We start from the raw sequence: 23,198 nt of genomic DNA, 5'->3' as shown, positions 1-23,198 counted from the left end.
GTCAGCCATTACGTCCAGCCATAACTCCCCCATCGACATCCCAGATGGCGCCAGTCACCCATTGCGCTTTGTCTGACAACAGGAACGCGACGGATTCAGCCACATCACGCGGCGTACCGACCCGCCCAATCGGATGGAAGCTGTCAAAGCTGCTCATCACACCTTGTACGTCTTCTTTCGGGATAAATCCTTCGTAGATAGGTGTATGCACGACGGCTGGCGAAACGGCGTTGACGCGAATACCGTGAGAGCCCAGTTCGATAGCCAGATTTTTGGTCATGGCATGCAGGCCCGCTTTTGCCATTGAGTACGCTGAAGAAGGCGTTGCGCCAATCGCCTGTTGTGCCCACATCGAACCAATATTCACAATAGCCCCCGGGATGTTAGCCGCTACCATATTTCGCACGACATCGCGGGTGATAAAAAACGTCGCGCGGTTGAGGCTCATATACAGTTCATAATCTTCAACTTCATGATCAGTGAAAGGTTTTGGGAAGAAGACCCCGGCCGCATTCACCAGCAGGTTTATATCTTTGTGCCCGGCGTTCACCGTTGCCATCACCTGCTTCATTCCGGCGTCTGACATCAGATCCGCCACAATGACCGCCACATCACCCAGCGCCGCCAGAGCCTGACGGGCCCGTTCCGCTTTCTCGGCACGATTGCCAACCAACACCACTCGACCACCACCCTGGAGGATCAGTTTTGCAGTTTCAAATCCGATACCACTGGTGCCGCCTACCACTAACAGTTTTTTGCCGACAAATAATGTGTTCATCGCTAGCCTCGTTTCACGTATTCGTTAATGCGCTAACAATGCCACTCCCCTGAGGCGCTGACGAATGAGAAGAAATAGCGATCCGAGAAAGAAAATCTATCTCGATGACATATACTGAGGATATTCACAAAACGGGAAATGATCTGATGCGATCGCTGAATCGGCTTAAATGGTTACACGCTTTTGAGGCCACTGCCCGCCACGGCAGTTTTACCGGGGCGGCACAGGAGTTGGGGGTCACCCCGGCTGCCGTTGGACAACTGGTTCGTGCGCTGGAAGATTGGGTTGGCCACCCGCTGCTGCATCGTACCCGTTCAGGCAAAGAGCGTCTCACGCTGGTCAGCGAAGCACAGGACGCGTTGCGTGAGATAACCCAGGGATTGGATAGTCTGGAATCCGGGCTGAACAAGTTACGCGGTCGGCGGGCGCGCTCGGTGGTGATCATCACGGCCTCTCAGGTACTAGTGATGAACTGGCTGATGAGCCGCCTCAACCGTTTCTCACAAGCGCATGAAAACATAGAATTACGCCTGAACGTGACGGAAAAGCTGATGGATGTTGCTCATGGCGAAGCGGATTTGGGCGTGCGTTGCGGCAAAGGCGACTGGCCTGGGGTAAATAAAACCTGGCTGATGGATGAAGAAGCGGTTCTGGTCTGTAGCCCACGTATTGTGCCAGTAGACAAAATATCCTGTGGTGAATGGTTGGCCACACAAAAGCTGATCCATGATGATACTCCCCATCCCGGTGCCAATTTCCCGGACTGGAATGATGTCCTGACCGCCACCCAGGCACCTGTCGTTCGCGACAGTGGATTGCACATCAACTCTACCTCTGCGGTGATTCTGGCGGCGCTCAGTGGTCAAGGTGTCGCCATTGTGCGCAGGGCATTGGTGCAGCAGCTACTGACAGACGGGCAACTGGTTCAGCTTCACCCCAACACCCGCTGGCCCCTGGCGTGGTCTTACTACATCGTCACTCCACAGCACACAACCATGCGCCCGGAGGTGAAAGTATTTAATGACTGGCTGATTGCGGATGTGCTGGCGGAGATCAATCCCTTCTCTGCTATGATGCCTGCACACAAATAAGACAAAACAACATGTAGAGGAAAAGATGAGTTCCACCAGAAGAGGGATGATGAACGTCCTGATTGCCGCCGTATTGTGGGGAAGTTCAGGCGTTTGTGCACAGTACATCATGGAGCAAAGCCAGATGTCGTCACAGTTTCTGACCATGACGCGCCTGATTTTCGCCGGACTCATTCTGCTGATGCTCTCTTTTGTGCACGGCGACAAAGTCTTCTCCATTATCAAAAACCGCAAAGATGCCATCAGCCTGGTGATTTTTTCCGTGGTTGGCGCACTCACTGTACAGCTAACCTTCCTGCTAACCATTGAAAAATCCAATGCCGCGACCGCGACAGTACTGCAGTTTTTGTCACCAACCATTATCGTGGCATGGTTTTCTGTGGTGCGCAAAGCGCGACCGGGGATTCTAGTGCTGACCGCTATCTTCACCTCGCTTATCGGCACCTTCTTGCTGGTCACCCACGGTAACCCGACGTCGCTGTCCATTTCACCTGCCGCACTGTTCTGGGGTATCGCTTCTGCATTCGCCGCGGCTTTTTATACCACCTATCCTTCCACACTAATTGCACGGTACGGTACGCTGCCGATCGTCGGCTGGAGCATGTTAATCGGCGGTCTGATCCTGCTCCCGTTCTATGCCGGGCAAGGAACAAACTTTGTGGTAAATGGCAGTTTGATTCTGGCGTTTTTCTATCTGGTAGTTATCGGCACGTCGCTGACGTTCAGCCTGTACCTGAAAGGTGCGCAGATGATTGGCGGACCGAAAGCGAGCATTTTGAGCTGCGCGGAACCGCTGAGTAGCGCGTTGCTGTCTCTGTTGTTGCTGGGCATTACATTCACCCTACCTGACTGGCTGGGCACACTGCTGATCCTCTCTTCCGTGGTGCTGATCTCAATGGACTCCCGCCGCCGCGCCAAAGCGGTTTAATACCCACCGGCGCGGCAACGGGCTACGATTACCAGCCCGGAACCGCGCCGCCGTTAAAGATGGTTTCCGCCGCCTTCGCCACTTCAGGTGACTGATAAGATTGCAGGAATTCTTTCACATTCTCGGCATCTTTATTGTCTTCTCGCGCTACCAGAATGTTCACGTACGGTGAATTTTTATCTTCGATAAATACGCTGTCATGTACCGGGGAAAGCCCGGTTTGTTGAATATAAGTGGTACTGATAATCGCCACATCCACTTTCTGATCGTCCAGCACACGCGGTAACTGCGCACCTTCCAGCTCCATAATATTCAGATGCCGCGGGTTATCGGTAATATCCAGCGCCGTTGGCAACAGACCCGTATCCGCTTTCAGAGTGATTAATTTCTCTTTTTGCAGCAGTAACAGCGCCCGTCCGAGGTTAGTCGGATCATTAGGAATGGCAATCGTCGCACCGTCTTTCAGCTCAGCAAGGGTTTTGATTTTTTTCGAATAGCCGGCCATTGGGAAAACGAAGGTATTGCCCACCGCCACCAGCTTATAGCCGTGCGCTTTATTATCTTGTTCAAGGAACGGACGATGCTGGAAGACGTTGGCGTCCAGTTCCCCGTGATTGGTGGCATCGTTGGGCAGCAGAGAACCGCTAAAACCCACCAACTCCACCTCAAGGCCATATTTTTCTTTAGCGACTTTCTTCGCGACCTCCGCCACATCCTGCTCTGCGCCGTTAATCACACCCACTTTGATATGCTTTGCATCACTGCTCTGCTGATCACAACCAGCCAGCAATAATCCCGCCAGCAATACTGCCGCCCCGGCCCCGAAATAAGGTATCTTCAGCTTCACGTTTTATCCTTTTGCAATAACCGCCTGATGAGTAATGAAATGACTATAACGGGAAGGCCGCTGCGGTTTAAAAAACGAAAAAGCATCAGCAAGAAGAAAAAAGCATAACGGGAAAAAGATAAATTAGTCGGAAGATACCGTTAGTTCATCACTTGAAAGCCCGGTAATAATTAGCACCAGTTCACGATCGATCCCCTTCTCAAGCATGGCATGGGCTATGCGCAACGCTTCGCCCCGACTCACGTAAGCATTCTGCAATCGTCATTAATCTCCTTGTGTTGGGGAACGCGCAGGGCAACTTCTCGAATAAACACCTCAAAACGCGGTGCGCTACCAGACTGCACCAGATAATTAAATAGCGTTTCTACCTGACTGTCATTAGCGTGTCCCTTAATCAGCAGAGCAACCAGTTTCTCGACCAGCACCATCAAATCGCGCTCACGTATATGCTTCTGGACAAGTTCCAGGAGCGCCACTCGCACACACAACATCTGGGAACTTTTCTATCTGCGAGGCGGCCTGGCGGATAAATACATGCTTTTGCAATGTATTCATTTTCAGGGAATAGCGTTCGCAAAAATGCCCGGTAAGCGTGATCACCTCCGGGCATTTTTATGAGCCATCCAGCAATGGCGACATCACACCAGAGCTTTGACTATCTCCATCAGCCTGACGACATCTTCAGGCCGGGTATTACCGCTATGTGGATCGATAATCGAGCTGTAAACATGCGGCATCACGCGCGGTACTCCCGCCTCCAGACAGGATTGCAGGATAACGCCGAAGTTATCGAGATCGATACCGCCGGTCGGCTCAATCAACGTCATGCCGTTTCGCGCCGCGGTCGTCGCCAGCGCGTACAGCTCAGGCAGCGACTGCTCACCGCCCATCGGGAAGAACTTCGCCGCATGGGCTCCTGAATCCAACATCATACGGACCGCTGCATCGCAGGAAACGCGGGCTGGCGTGCCCTGACTGCTGCTGACACCCGTCGAGATCAGCACTTCCCCGGGTGTGCCCGTCGGGCTGACTAGCGCATTGATATGGGTTTGTTCACCGCCCGTTGCCGCCAGGGCGCCTGCCGCAAACCCGCAGCCGGTAAAGGTCTGGTTGACGTGCGCCGGATAGACCTGTGAGGCAATCATCGCCGCTTTGTAATACTGTGCCGGGTCGCCAGCCCCCAATCCGACGGAGATTGACGGCACATCCGTCATCCAGCGTTTAACTTCCCGAACGCCTTCCTCAACCGAAGAAAACTGCGCCGAAAGAATGCCGATCACCGCATGGCCTTCAGCGGCATCATAGATTTCCCGCGCATTGGCGATATCCTTCGCCAGTACGTTAATGGCCACTTTATTACGATAAAAATTAATCTGCTGCATGCTCTGCAATCTCCTTTAATCGGGCCACGATCAGCGCCATTTCCCCTTCGGCGACCGTACGCGGGTCAAGGCTAAAAACACCCTGATGAAGGTTGTAACGGCGAGCGTAAATCGCGATTTCACCCTCTCGCAGTTGCGCTTCTACGGCGTAAGCATCCATCCCCAGCACCTGCGCATTCACCCGAATACGAATCCGCCAGATGGCGCGTCCAGCCTCATCCTGCTCGATATCCGCATCCAGCCCACGAATCTCTGAAATCGCCTGCGCCACGGGGCGGAGCTCTTCGGCGGTGACCACGGTTTGTCCCTGATGGTAGTTTTCCAGGGCATACACCAGCCCAACCATATTCTCTTTGCCGATTTTCATCGCCCGGGCAATTCCGTGATGCTGAGCCTTACAGGCCGCAATCCACTGTTTCTTCCCGGTGATAAACCCGGACGTCGGCGCGTTAAAGGCTTTTGCCCCGCTGTAGACCACCATATCCGCCCCGCTTGCTACCCAGGCGTGTAAATCTTCCTCGGCGGCGGCATCGACAATCAGCGGCAGGTTGTGAACCTGCGCAACCTGCACAAAATCGGCGATGCTCAACATCCCTTTCTGCACGCAGTGGTGCGATTTCACGTACAGCAGCGCGGCGGTATTGTCGTTAATCGCGCTCTCCAGCTGCCAGCGGGCCGCCAGATTACTTGAACCGACTTCCACCACCCGTCCGCCGCCTAAGCGGATGGCGCTGGTGATGGGCGCACCGTAGTCAACGTTATGCCCGCGCAGCATGACCACTTCATTGGCCATACCTGCGCTGTCCGGCATCAGCGTGACTCGCGCCTGGTCACCACGGGTAATGGCTGCCGCAACGGCGATAGCAATACCCGCCGACGCACAGGAGGTGACATAGCTGTCTTCAGCGCCGGTGTAGCGGGAAACCAGCTCGCCGGTACGGTCCACCAGCCGATCAATTTCAACAAAGGCTGAGGCCGCTCGTGCGGTGGCTTGCATCACTTCCGGCGCCACGCTGGAAACACCCAGAATCGTCATCTTGCCGCAGGCATTAATGACCTGTTTTAGCCCCAGTTGTTGATAGATATTCTGTGTCATGGTTTACAGCACTCCCAGCAGCGAACAGACCACGCTGAGCGCGACAATTGACAGCAAAATGGTGGTGTAACGCGGTCCTTTCTTCACCAGATAGAAATAAATGGCGAACACCGCCGCCAGCGGTAACAGGCCGGGGGCAATAGAGTCGAGGATCTGTTGAACCACCACTTCAGAGCCTTTCAGGGCACTGAGTTTTAGCGGAGTGGTGATCTTGACGTAGCTTGCAGAAAGCGCCCCCATCATGATCAGACCCAGCACGTTTGCGCCGTAGATCAGTTCTTTAATTCGCCCCCCTTGCAGCAGACCGATAATCGAATCACGTCCCAGCGTATAGCCTTTGTGAACCATGCCGTAGCTGATTGCCAACGTGATAGCGGGATAGAGAATGAGCGGCACAATACCGCCCATCGCACTGCCATTGGCAGCGAACGGGATAAAAATAGCAATTAACAGCGGCATTACGGCGGCCCAGATGATGGAGTCCCCCATCCCGGCCAGCGGTCCCATTAAACCCGTTTTAATGCCGGTAATTGAGGCATCGCTGATCGGCTCACCGCGGGTTTTCTGTTCCTCCATCGCAATGGAGATCCCCTGAATCACCGCCCCGAACGTCTGCTCTGAGTTGAAGAAGTTCAAATGGCGTTTCAGCGCTTCCACCTGCTCCTCTTTTTGCGGGTAGAGCTTTTTGATGATCGGCGTCATCGAGGCGCAGAAAATCAGGCTTTGCAAACGCTCATAGGAGCTGGACACTTCCGCACCCAGCCAATAAATAAACCAGGCTTTGGTGATGTCGGCTTTAGTCAGCGTGCCGCTTTCACGCGCGCGCTCTACCAGTTCATGCTGCATTACGTCGCTGCTCATCATGCTGCTCCTTCATTTTTTGCCAGACCTTTAATCAGGAAGGCCACGCAGGTACCAAAGATTGCCATCGCCATGATGTCTACCTTCAGGTACAGCACCGCAAAGAAACCGCCGATAAACCACGGCAGCAGGCTCTTTTTACCGATCACCATAATGGTGATGGCGAAGCCCAGCGCCGGCAGAATGCCGCCCATAATTTCAAAGGAGTGCGTCAGCCAGTGCGGCATCAGCTTCAGGAAGCTTTCCACAACGTCCTGACCAAAATAGTTGGCGGCAAACACCACCGGGAAACGCAGTACCAGCCCAAGCAGCGCCGGGTAGAGGAACGCACAGCGCATAATGCCTGCCATGTTTGCCGTTTCCGCATGCTTGTCGGCCATATGTACCCACGCCGCGTTTAACGTACGGCGCAACTGGTCGAGGAACACGCCGATGACGCCAAACGGGATCGCCAGTGCGATAGCCAGGTTCGGGTCCATTCCGGCCTTCACGGCGATAGGAATTGAAATGCAGGCAGCCAGCGCCGGATCCGACGGGACGTTGCCGCCTGGCGTGGAGGTCACGCCGAGATAAACCAGCTGCATACCTGCGCCGATGATCATCGCCGTTTCCATGTTGCCTAACAGCAGGCCAACGAATACGGCAATCACGACCGGCTGTAGCAGCATGGCGGAGAAGGTGTAGCCAAGGCGTAATCGGGCAAACCAGTAATACAACCCCATCAGGCTTGCGAAGACTAAAGTATCCATAATTAAGTACCCTGTTATCAAAGAATTAGAATTTTTTCAGGATATCGTCCAGCGACTGCGGCTTATCTTCCGGGATAGTCTGGAAGAACACCTGAATCCCATGATTTTTCAGGTCGCTCAGGATGCCGACGTCTTTTTCATCCAGCGTAATGTTCTGGAATACTGCTTTGCGGTTTGGCCCACCGCCCAGCCCACCGACCTGAATGGTGGTGACATCAAATCCCAACTGAACCGCTTCCTGAACCGCCGCCAGGGAGGGGAACAGCACCAGAACCTTGCCGTCACCCAGTTGATTCTCTTTCCAGGCAGCGGCAAAACTTTGGTTACCGAAACAATCCACTTTGATGTTCGGCGGCGCGGCCATCAGGTAGATATTTTTCATAAATGGATCGGCATCCAGCTCATCGCTGACCACCGCAATCCGGTTTGCCTGAGATTGCCCAACCCATTTGGTCACCACTTGTCCATGAATCAGACGGCTATCGATACGACATAAGACGATGTTTGCCATGATATTTATTCCTTATTGTGATTGTTGTAATTGACGTACGTGGGCAACAACGTCCAGGCAGCTGCTACGCCCGGCCTCGACCAGTTCGGCCACGCAGGCGGTCAGTTGGCCATGCTCGCGTTTGTCGAGCGCCTCCAGTAACAAAGAGGCGTTGAGCCCGGAAATGACAGCCACCGGGTAATCGGCGCTCAGCCGTGCCGCCACGTTAGACGTGGTGCCGCCAATAAAATCGGTCAGGATCAGTGAGCCTTCCGGCATAGCTTTCACTACGGCTTCGACGCGCTGATAAAACTCGCCAAGCGTATCAACAGGCATCAGCGCAATTTCCGTCACGCCTTTGATTTCACCCATCACCATGCGCAGGCTGTTGCAAAGCTGTTGCCCCCAGCCGCCATGGGTCAGCAGCAGGATCTGGGGCAAGGATTCAGTGGTAGTCAAAATGGCCTCCTGGCTCGATTACATAGACATAGGTAAACAGAGCAAAGGCTGTGCCAGAATTTGTGTCACGCGGGGGAGTTGTGGGTGCAGGCGGGGCGCAAAGCCCCACCGGGCAAGGGATTAGCTATACAGCAATTCGTAGATATAAAAATATTCCGCGTCCGATAAGCGAATGGCATAGGCCTCTTCAATCGGCAGGAACGCGGATTTAATGACACTAAACGCACGAACATCCAGATCCGGCTTGTTCTCCAGCGCCATCTGTAACGGTTTGCGGTTAATCACGATACGCTCGACCATACAACAGCAGTGGATCAGGAAGCGCAGTGTCACCTGGCGACTCGGTTTTAGCGAAAGCGTGGTGGTCAGATGGTTAAGTACACCTTCCATTTCCTTCAGAATCCGCTGTGGGTTAAGCACTGAAATATGGTTAATGATACTTTCCATGGTCAACGCACTGATAAAACGCATCGCGCTGCGCTCCATCTCCAGACGACGTTCACTGCTTGAAAGATCCGGCGTCAACAGACTGAGCACCAGTTCAGGCCCCTGCTCGGAGAACAACTCTTCAAGCGAGATAAACGGGATATCCGGCAGTCCCGGCTGGAAAGTACCCACGATGCCTGCCAGACGTTCACTGGCGTTAATCGCCTGTTGAACGCGCTCCAGGCTGCGGACTTCGTTGTAATCGAGGATCACCATCCGCGTATCCTGCGACATCAGCTCACCAAAACTCTCTTCCAGCACCTTTTTGATTTTTTCCGCCGTGCCCATTCCGGTGATGCAGGAGATAACCAGCACTTTGCCGTTATTTTCTTGCTGTGGCGTACAGAGCTGGCAGGGTATATTTTTACTCTGCATCAGTGCCGCCAGCTGCGGTAACTCACTGGTTTCATAGCTTAAATCCAGCCCTATCTCCAGCAGGCTGGTGAGAGTAATGTTGGGCATCAGCAGAACGTCTATCTGGAATAATTTGCTGATCGTACTGCCAAAATGGACCAGCGAGCCAATATCCACCATCAGGATCAATCGGCGATATTGCCGGGTCTGGATCATCTGCGTCAGGGCTTCCAGCGTGTCATGCACCGACTGCTCGAAAGGCATATCAATAGCGCTGAACACCTCGCGCTCCAGCACGCGATTCACGTACTGCGCCTGGCTTGTGGCGGTCGTCGCGCCGTGGGCAATCAAAATCACCCCGCAGTCCGGACTGGCGTCAATCCGTTGGCGGTAATGACGGCACTCTTTGAGGAACAGGCACAGCCAGACCACTTCCGTCGCCGGGCATTGAATATGCAGCAGTTCATTGATTTTTCGGCATAACAGCGTGGCGTTTTCGTATTCATCTTTACAGCGGTCGAGGATCAGGCTGGAAGAATAAAGTTGTGGAATAAGCCCGCGCTGCACGTAGCCAATCAGCGCCAGGAAGTGTTTGCGCAGCGGGTTAACCAGATTTTCCGGCAGCGTGAAGCCAAGCACCTGCTCAACGCAGCCGATCAGCAGCGTGACTCGCTCTTCAATCTGATCGCCATAGCGCGGGGGATGCGCCACGCTGTCGCGGCTATAGAGACCATATTCAAAAATCGAGCTGAGCTTGTTTTTGAGGATTGCCAGCGTTTCAGCTGGCGGTACGTTGCTGTTACGCAGGTTGATATATTCCCGGGTCAGGAAGCTGTAAAAGAGATCGCTCTCTTCAATTTCAGCCCCGGTGGCCAGCGAATTTTTCAGTGCCGGCAACGTGCGGGCATCAATGCTCAGGTGTTCTTTGCCTTCGAACAGCGCCCCAACCAGCAGACGTTGTTCCGGCGTGGCGTTAAAGGGGATCTCGGTCAGACGTTTATCCAGCTGTAGCGTATCGCTGTGCTCCGTCATTCCCGAGGCCCAGGCCTGGGCGCAGAGAAACTGAATGTCGCTCTTGAGCTGACCAATATTGCCTTCCAGCGGTTTGTTCAGTAGCCAGAGCAGCAAAGTGCGGTCGATGCTTACGGTACGCTCGATTTTACGGCTCTCACGCTGTAAGAAGCCGACAATCAGTTCAACCTGTTCTTCCACCGAACGCTGGCGGATGCCGGGGAGATCAATACATACCTGAATACGTCGCTGGAAGGTGCGCAGCAACGCTGAGCTGACAGGTTCGGTGGTGGCACATATCAGGCGAACTGAAATAGACCGCGCCACGGCGCTTGAACCCAGCGGCCGGTATTCACCTTTGTCGAGAATAGAAAACAACTTTTCCTGGCCTTCATACGGCAGACGATGCACTTCATCGAGCAGCAGATAACCGCCGTCGGCCTGCTCGACCAGACCGGGCTTATTTTCGTTTGCGCCGGTAAACGCCCCCTGCCGATGACCAAACAGGTGCGAAGAGAGCAGCTCCGGGTTATGGGCGTATTCCGCGCAGTTGAAATAAACCAGCGGCGGGGGCGTTCCCGCTGCACGTTCACAGGCGAAACGGTGCATCAGTTCGGCAAAAAAGGTTTTACCCACGCCGGAGGGACCGGTCAGCAGAACATGCAGTCCGTGGGGATACAGCACCGCCGCGCGGCCTTTTTCCACCGCATCACGCAGGCTGCGATCGTAACCAATCAGGCTGGAAAAGGGATCGTCTGTTGCCTGGTTTTCCTGAACAGGCAACAGGTCAGCAACGGTTTGCACTTCACGCTCGGACTCATCCAGTTTGCGCCCCAACAGCGTTTCAATTGCCTGACGATGCAGAAAGAATACCGGACGCCCGCGGCTTTTAATCGCCAGGCCGTCGTTCCAGAGCTGATTGAGATCTTTACTGACTGAGTTGCGCGCCAGCCCGAGGTTAAAGCCGATGGCCTCCGCTGTGAACGCCGTTTCCTGCGCCAGATGGGCAAGATTCACTCCTCGCGTCAGCCGTTCCAGCTCTCCCAGTATTATCTCAATCCGTCTCATCTCTTTACCGCTTAAGAAATAAATGATTGTTCAGAACATACACTATTCTGCTACGCAAGAAAGTGAGGCGGCATCCAGACCTTCCGGTCATCAAAACGTTTTCGACAAATAATGGCGTGCGGAACCGGTTTCCGGGAAGTTATCGAGGGTCATTTGCAGCTGATAGCCGTTTTTCTGATAAAACGGCAGCGCCTGGAAACTCATGGTATCCACCAGCGCATGCAGACATCCTCGCTCACGCGCCGTCTGTTCGGCGGCCTGCATCAATTGTGAGCCATAACCGCCTTTACGCAGCGAGTCATGCATCCACAGAAAATCGATACACAGCCATTCACCTTTGATTTTGCCGATCAGCCCGCCCAGAATTTCATTGCGATCATCACGCCAATACACCGCCAGGTCACCAAAATTGGTGGTTCTCAGGAACTGGCGATTGTAAGCGCGCAATCCGGCAAGCAGGGCATTTTGATCGTCTTCTGTAACGGTATCAGTAATCTGTATCCTATCCTCCTGAAACACTACAACTTCTGGCTGATTTATTTTTAAACGTTAACACAGGCTGATGAGTGAGCCGTATGCCGTCTACACTTACCCTTGAGATGATGCGCATCAACAACAAGGATTATTATCATGAAATTAGCCGTTTTTCCGATTATTGCCGTCCTTTTCACGCTACCGGGCCTGGCGCAGGCTGACTCGGCTTACGGCGGGTTACAGTCGGTTCACGAAAAGAACACCGTACTCAAGGATTTGCGCAAACTTTGCACCCCACAGGGGTCGCCATCGGATGAAGTGTGGGAAAAAACAATTATGTCTGATACGCGCAATCAGCAGCATATTCGCGAAGCCATTGTGGCAATAGAAAGAAATAATCAGAACAACTACTGGGAAGCGCTTGGCAAAGTTGAGTGCCCTGATTTATAGCCATTATGTTGGAAAATGAGCACTGTAACCGGTTTCTGTATCGCAAAAACACGTATTGTTGCCACAACGAATAAAGAGTAAGGGAGCAACAATAATGCGATACCGTTTTCCTGCGAACTTCTGGTGGGGCAGTGCCTGTTCCGCGCTGCAAACGGAAGGTGATAGCCTCAATGGCGGCAAAAGCCAGACCACATGGGATGTGTGGTTCGACCGCCAACCGGGTCGATTCCATCAGGGAATTGGCCCAGCGAACACATCCACGTTTTATCAGCACTGGAAACAGGACATCACCCTACTCAACCAGCTGAAACATAACAGCTTTCGTACATCGCTGAGCTGGTCACGCCTGATCCCAAATGGCACGGGTGAGGTGAATCCAGAGGCCGTTGATTTTTATAACAACGTTATCGACGAGTTACTGGCTCAAGGTATTACGCCCTTTATCACCCTGTTCCATTTTGACATGCCGATGGTGATGCAGGAGAAAGGCGGCTGGGAAAACCGTGAAGTGGTCGAGGCATTTGGCCACTATGCACAGACCTGCTTTAACTTGTTCGGCAACCGGGTGAAGCACTGGTTCACCTTTAACGAACCGATTGTCCCGGTAGAAGGCGGTTATCTGTATGATTTCCACTATCCTAACGTGGTGGATTTCAAACGCGCCGCGACGGTGGCGTACCACACTATTCTGGCACATTCGATGGCGGTTCGGGCGTATCGCGCTGCAAACCTTGACGGTGAAATCGGCGTGGTGCTGAATTTAACGCCTTCCTACCCGCGCTCGCAAAACCCGGCCGATGTGAAAGCCGCACACTACGCAGACCTGCTCTTTAACCGTAGTTTCCTCGACCCGGTGCTGAAGGGTGAATACCCGGCGGATCTGGTGGCATTGCTGAAAGAATACGATCAGCTACCGGCCTGCCAGCCCGACGACGCGCAGTTGATCGCCGAGGGTAAAATCGACCTGCTTGGCATCAACTACTATCAGCCGCGTCGCGTTAAATGTCGCGATAGCGCCGTCAACCCGGATGCTCCGTTTATGCCGGAGTGGCTGTTTGATTATTACGAAATGCCGGGGCGTAAAATGAACCCCTACCGTGGCTGGGAAATTTATGAGCCGGGTATTTACGATATTATTACCAACCTGCGTGATAATTATGGCAACCCGCGCTGTTTTATTTCTGAAAATGGTATGGGTGTCGAGAATGAGCAGCGTTTTATTCAGCAAGAGCAAATCAACGACAGCTACCGTATTGAATTTGTTTCTGAACATCTTAAATGGCTACATAAAGGAATTAGCGAAGGCTGTAATTGTCTTGGCTACCATATGTGGACCTTTATTGATAACTGGTCATGGCTCAACGGATATAAAAACCGCTACGGTTTTGTCCAGCTCGATCTGGAAACGCAAAAACGCACGGTGAAAAAGAGTGGCGAATGGTTTGCTCATACCGCCGAGCACAATGGTTTTAATTAAAACCAACCAGGATGCCGGATAGCAATCCGGCATACCGTGTTTTAGTTTATTGCATATCTTTTATGCGAACTTTTGCTGCCACCAGAAGCGCCGTCAGCAGCATCAGGCTGCCGGAAATCATCAGGGGTGACAGCAGTCCGAGGGTATCGAGCGCATACCCGCCAATCGCAGCGCCACAGGTGTTAGCCAGCTGGATCACGGCGACCTGAACAGACCCGGCTTTCTCTGCCTGATCGGCCAAAGAACGGGTGATCCACGTCGACCAGCCCACCGGTACCAGCGCAAACAACAGTCCCCAGATAATCGCAATACCCGCCGCCACCACTTTGTCGCTGCCCCACAGGATCAGGACCAGCGCACTGAGCGCCAGCACCAGTGGCGCACCGGCTAACGCCAGTTTGACCGAACGCTTCAAAATCATCGATGAGAACGACGTACCAACAAAGCTGGCAATACCGAAGCTCAGCAGCACCAGCGTCAGGCCATCCACATCAAATCCCGCCAGATTCATATAGATCGGACGAATATAGGTAAAGAAGGCGAACTGCCCGGCAAAGGACATGAAGATAGCAATCATGCCAGCCATGACCCCCGGCCGTTGCAGCAGGCTAAACATGTTCTGTTTCTGATGTGATGGCTCACCGGGCAGCGAAGGCAGCGATCTCACCACCCAGATGGTACACAGCACGCCCATCACCGCCGCGGCATTAAAGACGTTGCGCCAGCCAATGATGCCGCCTAAGAAACTCCCCAGCGGGGCGGCAATGACCAGTGCGATAGAGACTGCGCCAAAGATCACCGACAGCGCTTTCGGCACCGTACGTGCAGGGACCAGACGCATGGTCAGCGACGCCGACATCGCCCAGAAGCCGCCAAGAGCCAGACCGAGGCAGGCGCGGCCAACGAGCAGCAGCGAAAAAGAATTGGCAAAGGAAACCAGCAGGCAGGAGATCGTCAGCAGCACCGAAAAGAGGATCACGACGTAGCGACGATCGGTTGCCTGAATAATTTGCGTCACGAACAGGCTGGCAAACATGGCGACAAACGCCGTTACGGTCACCGATTGTCCGGCAACACCTTCCGAAATACCGAGATCCTGCGCCATTGGCGTCAACAAACTGACGGGCAGAAATTCAACGGTTATCAGGCAGGCAACACAGAACGCCACGGCGAATACCGCCGACCAGTTCGGTCGGGCATTTGCCCCAGCGCGGGATTTTTGTTCAATAGCGTCACTCATTTTGTTACCTGCGTGGGGTTATTGTAGAAAAGTTACGCAGTGTAACATTAAATTTGTGACGCATTTAACGTTTCAGCAACTGTTTTTCATTTACTGCAAACGCCAGGCTATCGGATTCCTAAAGATGGAACGCGACTCTTTTACCTGTTGGCAGCTTAACATCAATGCTCAACTCACCACCCAGCGCAGCGACATAACGCTTTAGAGTCGACAGGCGTGGATCGTTATCAGCCTGTTCCATTTTTGCAATTGTTGGCTGCTTGACGCCCATTGCTGAGGCAAGTTCAGCCTGAGAGAGATTCAGTTCTTCCCTTAACATATTTAACGCAACCGCCTGACGTAGCACTTCTACTTTTTCAGCAATGCGCTCCTGGCTTTCGGGGCTTTGTTTAGCCATCAATTCTTTAAGGGTAGCCATAATTTTTCCTTACTTATTAAGGTGCTTTCGGTACTCAATATCTGCAAACTTGATCATATCTTTATAGAATTTCTTCTCGTTTATCCCTGTTTTATCCCCGGCACATAACACGATGCCATGACGGGAAGGATCAAACGCAAAGAACGCCCGAATGGGATTGCCCTGATGTTGTACCCGTAACTCTTTCATATTTGAAAAAGCAGAATCATTCACCGTATCTGCAAACGGCCTGCCTAACTGGGGTCCATATTCGGACAAAATCATCATCGCTGCGAGCATATCCTCCTTGAGCGCTTCGGTTTGTACATCAAACCACTTGTCGAAAGCATCCGTTGTTTCCACATCCCACATCAGCGATCCCTCATAGCTAATAAGCTATAGGTAAATTATAGCCTATTAGCTATTAAATCAATGCTTATCACGCACTCATTATTCGCTAATTGACGCAGCCCTTGCCAGCCCGGTTATCCACTCCTGGTGACCGTTAATCATCGGATTGGGTAGAGTACGCGCCAGCTCCTGTGCCGGAACACCACGCTGCGACTCCTGGGTCAGAATACGTACGCGCCCGCCGGGTAAATCTTCAAACAGCCAGGCATGGACAACATCCAGACGCGAATCAGCATCCCCTTCCGCCCAGCCGTGCCAGGCAATACGTGCAGCCTGACCATCGACCGGTGGCGCATATTCGATGATTTGCGCTTCAATCGGGAAGCCAAAGGTTGTGAAACGGAAACGAGCGTTCATGCTCAGTAACGGTCCGGAGCCATCGTGAAACCGGATATCCGCCACATTGCTGTAATAAGTCGGCCAGCGCGTTGTGTCGTTGAGCTGCGCCCAAACAGCGCGGGCGCTCAGTCCGGCAACAATGATTTCATTGGAGGCAAAGTTATCGGTCGTCCCTGGCAAATACGCTTGCGGCCAGATAATCGCACTTTGTTGAGTCGCTTGTTTCATGATGTTCCTCATCGTGTAAGTTAACGAGGATCATCATGCGCGGGAGAGAGATATAAACATAATGACGATTAAAAATAACCGTCATCACATATTTTGATATCAGTGCAACCAGTGCACCCCATCTTCAGGTTGAAAAAAGGCGTTATAGCGCATTTGAAACGCATTTATCTCCTGCATATCCGGCTCCATTTCGCGCAGGAAACCCAGCGCCAGGCGTACCTGTGCGTCGGTAATCGGCGCGGCCAGCCGGGCTTTTTGCAACACCCTGTGCCACTGCAGCAGATTCTGTTCATTACCGTCAACAATGACGATTTGCCAGATTAGCAGCACCTGGGCAGCATTTTGCAGATGCGATTCATCAGGTCGATGGAGGTACTGTAAAAACGCCTCTCCCTGCGCTTTCCCCATCTGATCGATCATCGATTCTACCGGCACGACATCAATACTCAGACGCTCGCTCAGACGGCGAATCGCGCGCCGTGACCCGGACGTCAGTACCCGAAAACCCACAACAAAAACAACGGCCAGCGTGGCCAGCATTATCCAAATCATGCGCACATCCATTACCCGACAGGACGCCCATCATAGCGGCAAATTCACCTGTGTCGACGACTGAACGTGTCATAATGTGACTTATCGAACCCATGAGCAGACATCATGAAATCTGATATCAGAACCCTCGATCTTAATCTGTTGAAAACGCTGGATGCCCTGCTGGATGAACGCAACGTCACCCGGGCGGCGCAGCGGCTGTCGCTCACCCAACCAGCGGTCAGCGGCATGCTAAACCGTCTGCGTGATTATTTTGACGATCCGCTGTTTGTCCGCACGCCGCACGGTATTGTCCCGACGCTCCGGGCTCGCGAAATGGCGGCGCCCATCAAACAGATCCTCAGCGACATTGATATCCTGCTTAAGCCCGCGCAGTTCGACCCACTCACCGAAACGCTCACCTTTACCGTCGCCGCTACCGATTACGCCCTTAAAGCGGTGATCGTGCCGTTTATCGCCGCGCTTCGCGCACGTGCGCCAGGTATTCGTGTGCGGGTCGTTCCCGTTGAGCCAGAGCAGCTAACAACACAGTTTGAGCAGGGTAAAATTGACCTGGCGCTGCTGACGCCGGATTCAACACCGGATAATCTGCACAACCGCTCGTTATATAACGAAGAGTATGTCTGTCTCATGCGTCATGATCATCCCGATGCCCACCAGGCGCTAACACTCGATCGCTTCTGCGCGCTGGAGCATGTGCTGGTTTCTTATAAGGGAGAAAGTTTCTGGGGGGTCACCGATGATGCGCTGGCAGAGGTTGGACGAAAACGACAGATTGGTTTGTCAGTCAGCAGTTTTCTGGTTCTGCCGGATATCCTCGCGATTAGCGAGATGATTGCCGTCGTCCCTGCCCGGCTGGCCTATACCGATCCCCGGATGCACGTTGTGTCGCCGCCGCTGCCCATTACTGGTTTTACTAAAAGTATGGCCTGGCACGAACGCACGCACCGCGATGCGGCGCATCAGTGGCTACGCAATCTGGTGCATGAAACCAGTCAGTCTAAACCATAAAAAAACCCGCCATAAAGGCGGGTAAAAGTTACCACTACACACTTAAGCGACTTTCAATTGCTGGATCTTTTTCTCGCGGCGAATTTTACGTTCTTCAAACACGGCCACGATAGCCATCAGGCAGATACAACCGATAGCGGCAGCATCCAGCGCGGCGAAGGTACCTGCCCAGCCAGTCAGACCGAATACCGGTGTACCATCAGCAATCATCCCCAGACCCAGCTTGGCGAAGCTGTCACCTATCAGATAGGCGAATGTCCCTTTAATCCCATCGGCAGCGCCGATCGCTTTTTTCGGTACGAAACCAACGGCTGCGACACCGATTAACAGCTGCGGACCAAACACCAGGAAGCCGAGGGCAAACAGCGAAGCCAGATAGACATACTGGTTGCTGGCATGCTGGTAAACACCCAGTGTCGCAATGATTAATGCCAGTGCCACACAGGCCACCAGCGCCCGGCGACCGTTTGCCAGGTCAGAGAGCCAGCCCCACAGCAACGTACCGACCAGCGCCCCCACTTCAAACAGGGTAAAGCCCTGAATCGCCACTTCTTTGGAGAGCTTCAGTTCCTGGAACGCATACACGGTAGACCACTGGTCGATACCAATACGCACCACGTACAGGAAGATGTTGGAGAAACACAGCAGCCAGATCACTTTGTTTTTCAGCACATACTCAACAAAGATCTGCCACTTGGTCATGTCATTTTCTTCGGTCTCTTTGTCTTCTTCGCTGATCTCTTCACCGAACAGCTCTTCAGCTTTCCCCAGGCCATAAGATTCCGGGGAGTCGCTGCCATAACGCAGGCCGATAAAGCCAACAATCAGGGCGATAATCGATGGGAAGATAAACATACCAATGACGTGGCCGTCGAACAGGTAATTGGCACCAAACAACGCCACACCAGCCGCACCGGCACCACCGAGGTTGTGGGAAATGTTCCACATACCGAGGTAAGAACCACGTTTACGGCGAGGTGTCCATTTGGTGATGGTGGAATAACTACACGAACCGCCGGTACTCTGGAAGAAACCGCTCAGCGCGTAGAAGGTAATCATCAGGAACAGACTGGTTGAGCCTGCGCCCATGCTGGCACTGAAGCCGAGCATACAGATAGCAGAGAGGATCAACATAAACGGCAGGAACTGCTTGGTGTTTTTACCATCCGCGTAATAAGAAACCAGCGTTTTACCCACACCGTAGGTGATGGAGAAGCCCAGGCCAATCATCCCCAACTGCGTCATGCTCAGACCGTAGGTGGAGATCATGTCGTTCTGCGCGATGTTGAAGTTTTTGCGGATCAGATACATGGTCAGGTAGCCAATAAAGACCACCAGATAGGACTGCATGAACGGTTTGAACCACATTTTACGCCGCACATCGAGCGGCAGATCCAGGGTTGGCTTGCGCACCTGGTTTAAGAAGGCCAGCATAGGTATCTCCTGATTTTTATACCTGCGAATAGCAGGCATTGTAAAAATCAGCCCGGGATCACGCCTGAGATAGCGTCCAGGTGCAACCGGGAAAATTTCTTAGTTTTACCCCACTCGGGGCAAAAAGGTGAGATACATCACGCTTCGCCAGGCTCACGCGGCGCCTGGGCATTCAAAAACGGCAGCAGCAGCAGCGCGGAGATCCCCGCGGCGATGGCGATAACCACAAAGAATCCGGTCCAGTGCCACACCTCCATCACCTTCGCCAGCGGCCAGCCGGAGAGCGAGGCCCCCAGATAAGCGAACAGCCCGACAAACCCGGTCGCCGCCCCTGCCGCCTCTTTGTGCGAGCACTCCGCCGCCGCCATACCAATCAGCATTTGTGGGCCAAAGACGAAGAATCCGGTGGTGAAAAAGCACGCCGCCTGCATCATGTAGCTGGCGAACGGCATCAGCCACAGCGAACCGACGGAGAGCAAAATCCCAGCGGCAAAAATCAGGTTCATTGGCCCACGATTGCCGTTGAACAGCTTATCTGATCCCCACCCCGCCACCAGAGCCCCAATAAACCCGCCCAGTTCAAACATGGTCACCGCGGTGTTGGCGGTCACCAGATCAACCCCCAGCGTTTCTGACATGTACAGATTACCCCAGTCGTTGATCGCCGCACGTACCACGTACACCAGCACATAACACAACGACAGCAGCCAGATGTAGGGATTCAGCAACACATAGCGGGTGAGAATTTCTTTGCGGGTTAAGCCTGCGCCCTCCTGCTGCTGGGCAATTTCTAACTCATCGTGTCGCCAGTCGCCAACCGGGGGTAAGCCAATCGCCTGCGGCCTGTCGCGCAACCGCCAGCACAGGAAAAATCCCACCACAATCGCCAGTATTCCGGCAATCATCATTCCTGCACGCCAGCCATAATGCAGCGCCGTCGCCGCCATCACCATCGGGATCAGCGCCCCGCCGACGTTATGCGCGGTGTTCCATAGCGCCCACCAGCCACCGCGCTCGGTACGCGAATACCAGGCTGTCAGCAAACGGGCGCATACCGGCGATCCCCAGCCCTGGAAGAACGCATTCAGTGCCCACAATAACGCAAAGGCCCAAAGCGAGGTCGAGAAACCGAACAGGATGTTTACCACACCGGTTGCAATCAAACCAATGCCCATAAAATAGCGAGCGTTGGAACGATCGCTGACGATACCGGAGACAAACTTCGACAGGCCGTAAGTGATGTAAAACAGCGTAGCCAGCAGGCCAATATCGCTGCGGGTCAGTACACCGCTGGTCAGGATATCCGGCACCGCCGCGTTGAAGCTTTTGCGCGTAAAATAAAACAGCGCGTAGCCAAGCCAGATGGTGGTCAGAATATGCCGTCGCCAGTAGCGATAACGGGCATCTACTTCACTTTTATTAGTAATGAGTGGCGCATTAGCCGGGGCTTTTAGAAACTGAAACATTGCCATTCCTTACACATAACGCTGAGGCAAAGAGACGCTGACCCGCGTACCGTGCGTACAGGATATCGAAAGCTTACCGCCGAGGGCCGTAATGCGCTCACGCATCCCGGTGAGGCCAAATCCTTGCTGATTCGAACCCGGCGGCAGGCCACTGCCATCGTCCTCAATCACCAGCATCAACCGCTCATCCTGTAGCCAGCCCTGCAACGTCACCGCGCTGGCATTGGCATGCTTAACAATATTGTTCAGTCCTTCCTGGCAGACGCGAAACAGCGTCACCCGCTGACTTTCGCTGAGTTCTGATTCATCAATATGCCAGTCGAGATGGCTGACGATACCGCGACTTTCCAGCTCCATTTCCCGCATCAACGAACGGATAGCCTGCTCCAGCGTTAAATCATCTAACTGGCGCGGGCGTAAACGCCCCAACAGGCGGCGTACCGAATCGTATACCCCGAGTGAAAGCTGCTCGATATGCGCCCCACTGCGCTTCACGCCCACGTTCTCCGGAGCCAGCCGCTGAACGATACCGGCCTGAGTACGAATCGCGGTGATGGTCTGCCCAATATCATCATGCAGCTCACGCGCCACGTCGCGGCGCACGCTTTCCTCGGTTTCCAACAAACGTTCCGCCAAACGATGATTACGCGCCAGCTCGTTTTGCAGCGACTGGTTGAGTTCACGCAGGCGCTGAATACCCGCGCCGAGCAGCAGTCCGGTCAGGCTCTGCGCCAGCAAGGAGAGCAGCAAGTCGACGGGATGGTCGTGCCAGGTCTGGCTGGCAATCAGCGCAATGGCATTCATTAGCGTGGCGATCAGCGCCCCCTGCCAGCCATAGTGCCAGGCAAGTGCAATAATCGGCAGCGCCAGGCAAAACGGCGTAAAACGTGACAGCTCATTCGGCAGACCCAACTGCAACCACAGGCTGACACTGAACAACAGCAGATACCAGACCAGATGTCGTCCGCGCCAGTTCACAGGTTGAGAAACCACCGCCGGTCCCAGCGGCAGCCAGGTGGTGCTGGTCAGATAGTGCCAGAATACCAGGCAGATCGGCGCCAGCGTCAGCCCACCGGTGAGTGTCAGCAGCAGCACGGTCCACGCCGCTTCACCTTGCCCAATCCAGGGCAACGATTGCAGCAGTGCCGCCGCGGTCAGTGCCGCGCCCTGCAACAGCAACGTGCGCCAGTCGCGCTGATGGCGGTATCGCGAAATCAGCATCACCGGGAATAGCGTGAGGGCGCTTCCGATCATCAAAAGTGGCAGATGGGCCAGCGCCACTTCCTGCGCCAGCCAAAACAGAAGCAGCCATTCCGCACCCAACAGTACCGGCCAGTAGCCGCGCGGGCATTGCAGCATCAAGCCCAGGCGCAGGCCGAATGGAAACAGCAGCACTGCCAGCTCCGGGCGTTCAACCAGATGCAGACTGATGCTCCACAGGCAAAACCATGCGGCAGAGAAGATAAAAAAGCAGGCAACGATAGTGACCAACCGGGAAAAGAACGTGTTCATTGCCAGCCGTCAAACATCCGCCGTGCCAACTCAACATCGTTGCTTACGCCCAGCTTTTCCATCAGGTTGGCGCGGTGCACGTGTACCGTTTTTGGTGACAAGCCCAGTTCAGCCGCAATCTCTTTGACTGCCATCCCTTGTGCCAGTTTTTCTGCCACCTGACGTTCGCGTTTGGTGAGCGGGTCCTGACGCCCGGCCGCCAGTTTGACGGCGATATCCGGCGTTAAATAGCAGCCGCCGGTCGCCACGGTACGCACCGCGGCTATCAGTTCATCGGGGCTACAGCGTTTTGAGAGAAAGCCTCGCGCCCCTGCGTTCAACGCCTGCTCCACCAGCGCCGGGCTGTCGTGGACGGAGAGCATGATAATCGCCATGCCTTTTGGCAACTGGCTTAACAGTTCGAGGCCAGAAATGTCAGGCATGGAGATGTCGCAGATACAGACCTGCACGCCGCGCCCCGGCAATCCTGCCAGCGCCTCGCTACCTGAGCCAAACTCAGCCACAACCCGCAAATCGGGTTCCAGCCCCAACAGTTGGGCAAACCCGGAACGGACGATAAGGTGGTCGTCGATAAGGGCAACGGTAATCATAGGTTATGTCCTGGTGC

The 23,198-nt window shown here is 53.9% G+C and carries 24 protein-coding genes and 1 pseudogene; 5 read left to right on the top strand and 20 right to left on the bottom strand.

All coding sequences use genetic code 11. From position 1 onward, the window contains the following. Position 1: 1 nt before the first annotated feature. A complete protein-coding gene (locus HV261_RS02750; protein WP_202037375.1) occupies positions 2 to 778 on the bottom strand; it encodes an SDR family NAD(P)-dependent oxidoreductase in 777 nt (258 codons plus the stop codon). Between the two features lie 146 nt (positions 779 to 924). Between HV261_RS02750 and HV261_RS02745 the strand changes: the two genes are divergently transcribed. Together HV261_RS02745 and HV261_RS02740 are read left to right on the top strand one after the other, a co-directional pair. Further along, positions 925 to 1,869 carry a LysR substrate-binding domain-containing protein gene (locus tag HV261_RS02745; protein ID WP_202037374.1) on the top strand — a complete coding sequence of 315 codons (945 nt, stop codon included), beginning with the start codon at positions 925 to 927 and terminating at the stop codon, positions 1,867 to 1,869. A 25-nt stretch (positions 1,870 to 1,894) separates the two neighbouring features. Further along, positions 1,895 to 2,797: a carboxylate/amino acid/amine transporter gene (locus HV261_RS02740; protein WP_202037373.1), complete on the top strand. Its 903-nt coding sequence runs from the start codon at positions 1,895 to 1,897 to the stop codon at positions 2,795 to 2,797. A 28-nt stretch (positions 2,798 to 2,825) separates the two neighbouring features. Here HV261_RS02740 and nlpA read toward each other — a convergent pair whose 3' ends face one another. The 10 genes and pseudogenes from nlpA to HV261_RS02690 form a co-directional block, all read right to left on the bottom strand. Beyond that, positions 2,826 to 3,644, bottom strand: coding sequence for a lipoprotein NlpA (nlpA, locus tag HV261_RS02735; protein WP_202037372.1), 819 nt, complete (start codon positions 3,642 to 3,644; stop codon positions 2,826 to 2,828). Between the two features lie 123 nt (positions 3,645 to 3,767). After that, positions 3,768 to 4,123 (bottom strand): annotated as a pseudogene (locus HV261_RS02730) (Rpn/YhgA-type helix-turn-helix domain-containing protein); the annotation flags it as partial. A gap of 159 nt (positions 4,124 to 4,282) precedes the next feature. Next, positions 4,283 to 5,026 carry a 2-dehydro-3-deoxy-phosphogluconate aldolase gene (gene dagF, locus HV261_RS02725; protein WP_202037371.1) on the bottom strand — a complete coding sequence of 248 codons (744 nt, stop codon included), beginning with the start codon at positions 5,024 to 5,026 and terminating at the stop codon, positions 4,283 to 4,285. Further along, positions 5,013 to 6,122 (bottom strand): D-glucosaminate-6-phosphate ammonia lyase, encoded by a 1,110-nt coding sequence (dgaE, locus tag HV261_RS02720; RefSeq protein WP_202037370.1) that lies wholly within the window; start codon positions 6,120 to 6,122, stop codon positions 5,013 to 5,015. The genes dagF and dgaE overlap by 14 nt, the downstream gene beginning before the upstream one ends. A 3-nt stretch (positions 6,123 to 6,125) precedes the next feature. Continuing rightward, on the bottom strand, positions 6,126 to 6,986 hold the full coding sequence (locus HV261_RS02715) for a PTS system mannose/fructose/sorbose family transporter subunit IID (RefSeq protein WP_005121522.1): 861 nt from the start codon (positions 6,984 to 6,986) through the stop codon (positions 6,126 to 6,128). After that, the gene (locus tag HV261_RS02710; RefSeq protein ID WP_003023960.1) at positions 6,983 to 7,732 is read right to left on the bottom strand and encodes a PTS mannose/fructose/sorbose/N-acetylgalactosamine transporter subunit IIC; all 750 of its coding nucleotides are present in this window, start codon (positions 7,730 to 7,732) and stop codon (positions 6,983 to 6,985) included. The genes HV261_RS02715 and HV261_RS02710 overlap by 4 nt, the downstream gene beginning before the upstream one ends. A 25-nt stretch (positions 7,733 to 7,757) precedes the next feature. Continuing rightward, complete coding sequence (locus HV261_RS02705) at positions 7,758 to 8,243, bottom strand: PTS sugar transporter subunit IIB (protein WP_202037369.1); 486 nt, start codon at positions 8,241 to 8,243, stop codon at positions 7,758 to 7,760. A 12-nt stretch (positions 8,244 to 8,255) separates the two neighbouring features. Continuing rightward, the gene (locus HV261_RS02700; RefSeq protein WP_202037368.1) at positions 8,256 to 8,681 is read right to left on the bottom strand and encodes a PTS sugar transporter subunit IIA; all 426 of its coding nucleotides are present in this window, start codon (positions 8,679 to 8,681) and stop codon (positions 8,256 to 8,258) included. Positions 8,682 to 8,801: 120 nt separating this feature from the next. Further along, positions 8,802 to 11,600, bottom strand: a complete 2,799-nt coding sequence (gene dagR / locus HV261_RS02695; RefSeq protein ID WP_202037367.1) for a transcriptional regulator DagR — start codon at positions 11,598 to 11,600, stop codon at positions 8,802 to 8,804. A gap of 90 nt (positions 11,601 to 11,690) precedes the next feature. Continuing rightward, entirely contained in the window at positions 11,691 to 12,119 is a 429-nt protein-coding gene (locus HV261_RS02690; protein WP_202037366.1) for a GNAT family N-acetyltransferase, read from the bottom strand. Positions 12,120 to 12,230: 111 nt separating this feature from the next. Between HV261_RS02690 and HV261_RS02685 the strand changes: the two genes are divergently transcribed. Both HV261_RS02685 and gmuD read left to right on the top strand, forming a co-directional pair. Continuing rightward, entirely contained in the window at positions 12,231 to 12,524 is a 294-nt protein-coding gene (locus HV261_RS02685; protein ID WP_202037365.1) for a YicS family protein, read from the top strand. A 94-nt stretch (positions 12,525 to 12,618) separates the two neighbouring features. Then, a complete protein-coding gene (gmuD, locus tag HV261_RS02680; protein WP_202037364.1) occupies positions 12,619 to 14,001 on the top strand; it encodes a 6-phospho-beta-glucosidase GmuD in 1,383 nt (460 codons plus the stop codon). Positions 14,002 to 14,047: 46 nt separating this feature from the next. Here the strand turns inward: gmuD and nepI are convergent, their stop codons facing one another. The 5 genes from nepI to HV261_RS02655 form a co-directional block, all read right to left on the bottom strand. Continuing rightward, a complete protein-coding gene (gene nepI, locus HV261_RS02675) occupies positions 14,048 to 15,241 on the bottom strand; it encodes a purine ribonucleoside efflux pump NepI (protein ID WP_202037363.1) in 1,194 nt (397 codons plus the stop codon). 118 nt (positions 15,242 to 15,359) lie between these two features. Beyond that, the gene (relB, locus tag HV261_RS02670) at positions 15,360 to 15,659 is read right to left on the bottom strand and encodes a type II toxin-antitoxin system RelB family anti-toxin (RefSeq protein ID WP_006687695.1); all 300 of its coding nucleotides are present in this window, start codon (positions 15,657 to 15,659) and stop codon (positions 15,360 to 15,362) included. A gap of 9 nt (positions 15,660 to 15,668) precedes the next feature. After that, positions 15,669 to 16,010 carry a type II toxin-antitoxin system RelE/ParE family toxin gene (locus HV261_RS02665; protein ID WP_137382166.1) on the bottom strand — a complete coding sequence of 114 codons (342 nt, stop codon included), beginning with the start codon at positions 16,008 to 16,010 and terminating at the stop codon, positions 15,669 to 15,671. A 78-nt stretch (positions 16,011 to 16,088) separates the two neighbouring features. Further along, complete coding sequence (locus tag HV261_RS02660) at positions 16,089 to 16,616, bottom strand: SRPBCC domain-containing protein (protein ID WP_202037362.1); 528 nt, start codon at positions 16,614 to 16,616, stop codon at positions 16,089 to 16,091. Between the two features lie 99 nt (positions 16,617 to 16,715). Next, the gene (locus tag HV261_RS02655) at positions 16,716 to 17,168 is read right to left on the bottom strand and encodes a DUF1198 domain-containing protein (RefSeq protein WP_202037361.1); all 453 of its coding nucleotides are present in this window, start codon (positions 17,166 to 17,168) and stop codon (positions 16,716 to 16,718) included. Positions 17,169 to 17,273: 105 nt separating this feature from the next. Here HV261_RS02655 and HV261_RS02650 point away from each other — a divergent pair, with 105 nt between their 5' ends. Then, positions 17,274 to 18,179, top strand: coding sequence for a LysR family transcriptional regulator (locus HV261_RS02650; RefSeq protein WP_202037360.1), 906 nt, complete (start codon positions 17,274 to 17,276; stop codon positions 18,177 to 18,179). A 42-nt stretch (positions 18,180 to 18,221) separates the two neighbouring features. Here the strand turns inward: HV261_RS02650 and uhpT are convergent, their stop codons facing one another. The 4 genes from uhpT to uhpA all read right to left on the bottom strand — a co-directional run bounded on the left by uhpT (position 18,222) and on the right by uhpA (position 23,181). Continuing rightward, positions 18,222 to 19,613 carry a hexose-6-phosphate:phosphate antiporter UhpT gene (gene uhpT, locus HV261_RS02645; RefSeq protein WP_137382170.1) on the bottom strand — a complete coding sequence of 464 codons (1,392 nt, stop codon included), beginning with the start codon at positions 19,611 to 19,613 and terminating at the stop codon, positions 18,222 to 18,224. A 137-nt stretch (positions 19,614 to 19,750) separates the two neighbouring features. Further along, positions 19,751 to 21,079, bottom strand: coding sequence for an MFS transporter (locus HV261_RS02640; RefSeq protein WP_202037359.1), 1,329 nt, complete (start codon positions 21,077 to 21,079; stop codon positions 19,751 to 19,753). Positions 21,080 to 21,088: 9 nt separating this feature from the next. Next, positions 21,089 to 22,591: a signal transduction histidine-protein kinase/phosphatase UhpB gene (gene uhpB, locus HV261_RS02635; protein ID WP_202037358.1), complete on the bottom strand. Its 1,503-nt coding sequence runs from the start codon at positions 22,589 to 22,591 to the stop codon at positions 21,089 to 21,091. Then, positions 22,588 to 23,181, bottom strand: a complete 594-nt coding sequence (uhpA, locus tag HV261_RS02630; RefSeq protein ID WP_202037357.1) for a response regulator transcription factor UhpA — start codon at positions 23,179 to 23,181, stop codon at positions 22,588 to 22,590. The genes uhpB and uhpA overlap by 4 nt, the downstream gene beginning before the upstream one ends. Positions 23,182 to 23,198: the final 17 nt, after the last annotated feature.

Source organism: Citrobacter sp. RHBSTW-00671 (assembly GCF_014103415.1).
Taxonomy (GTDB): Bacteria; Pseudomonadota; Gammaproteobacteria; order Enterobacterales; family Enterobacteriaceae; genus Citrobacter.
Note: the sequence above shows the minus strand (reverse complement) of the source record. Positions and strands in the feature narration are given on the sequence as shown.

What these genes read in the sequence shown, in the direction of transcription:
- HV261_RS02750 (WP_202037375.1), bottom strand. Translation starts at nt 778, where the DNA reads ATGAACACATTATTTGTCGGCAAAAAACTGTTAGTGGTAGGCGGCACC.
- HV261_RS02745 (WP_202037374.1), top strand. Translation starts at nt 925, where the DNA reads ATGCGATCGCTGAATCGGCTTAAATGGTTACACGCTTTTGAGGCCACT.
- HV261_RS02740 (WP_202037373.1), top strand. Translation starts at nt 1,895, where the DNA reads ATGAGTTCCACCAGAAGAGGGATGATGAACGTCCTGATTGCCGCCGTA.
- dagF (WP_202037371.1), bottom strand. Translation starts at nt 5,026, where the DNA reads ATGCAGCAGATTAATTTTTATCGTAATAAAGTGGCCATTAACGTACTG.
- dgaE (WP_202037370.1), bottom strand. Translation starts at nt 6,122, where the DNA reads ATGACACAGAATATCTATCAACAACTGGGGCTAAAACAGGTCATTAAT.
- HV261_RS02715 (WP_005121522.1), bottom strand. Translation starts at nt 6,986, where the DNA reads ATGATGAGCAGCGACGTAATGCAGCATGAACTGGTAGAGCGCGCGCGT.
- HV261_RS02710 (WP_003023960.1), bottom strand. Translation starts at nt 7,732, where the DNA reads ATGGATACTTTAGTCTTCGCAAGCCTGATGGGGTTGTATTACTGGTTT.
- HV261_RS02705 (WP_202037369.1), bottom strand. Translation starts at nt 8,243, where the DNA reads ATGGCAAACATCGTCTTATGTCGTATCGATAGCCGTCTGATTCATGGA.
- dagR (WP_202037367.1), bottom strand. Translation starts at nt 11,600, where the DNA reads ATGAGACGGATTGAGATAATACTGGGAGAGCTGGAACGGCTGACGCGA.
- HV261_RS02685 (WP_202037365.1), top strand. Translation starts at nt 12,231, where the DNA reads ATGAAATTAGCCGTTTTTCCGATTATTGCCGTCCTTTTCACGCTACCG.
- gmuD (WP_202037364.1), top strand. Translation starts at nt 12,619, where the DNA reads ATGCGATACCGTTTTCCTGCGAACTTCTGGTGGGGCAGTGCCTGTTCC.
- nepI (WP_202037363.1), bottom strand. Translation starts at nt 15,241, where the DNA reads ATGAGTGACGCTATTGAACAAAAATCCCGCGCTGGGGCAAATGCCCGA.
- relB (WP_006687695.1), bottom strand. Translation starts at nt 15,659, where the DNA reads ATGGCTACCCTTAAAGAATTGATGGCTAAACAAAGCCCCGAAAGCCAG.
- HV261_RS02665 (WP_137382166.1), bottom strand. Translation starts at nt 16,010, where the DNA reads ATGTGGGATGTGGAAACAACGGATGCTTTCGACAAGTGGTTTGATGTA.
- HV261_RS02660 (WP_202037362.1), bottom strand. Translation starts at nt 16,616, where the DNA reads ATGAAACAAGCGACTCAACAAAGTGCGATTATCTGGCCGCAAGCGTAT.
- HV261_RS02655 (WP_202037361.1), bottom strand. Translation starts at nt 17,168, where the DNA reads ATGATTTGGATAATGCTGGCCACGCTGGCCGTTGTTTTTGTTGTGGGT.
- HV261_RS02650 (WP_202037360.1), top strand. Translation starts at nt 17,274, where the DNA reads ATGAAATCTGATATCAGAACCCTCGATCTTAATCTGTTGAAAACGCTG.
- uhpT (WP_137382170.1), bottom strand. Translation starts at nt 19,613, where the DNA reads ATGCTGGCCTTCTTAAACCAGGTGCGCAAGCCAACCCTGGATCTGCCG.
- HV261_RS02640 (WP_202037359.1), bottom strand. Translation starts at nt 21,079, where the DNA reads ATGTTTCAGTTTCTAAAAGCCCCGGCTAATGCGCCACTCATTACTAAT.
- uhpB (WP_202037358.1), bottom strand. Translation starts at nt 22,591, where the DNA reads ATGAACACGTTCTTTTCCCGGTTGGTCACTATCGTTGCCTGCTTTTTT.
- uhpA (WP_202037357.1), bottom strand. Translation starts at nt 23,181, where the DNA reads ATGATTACCGTTGCCCTTATCGACGACCACCTTATCGTCCGTTCCGGG.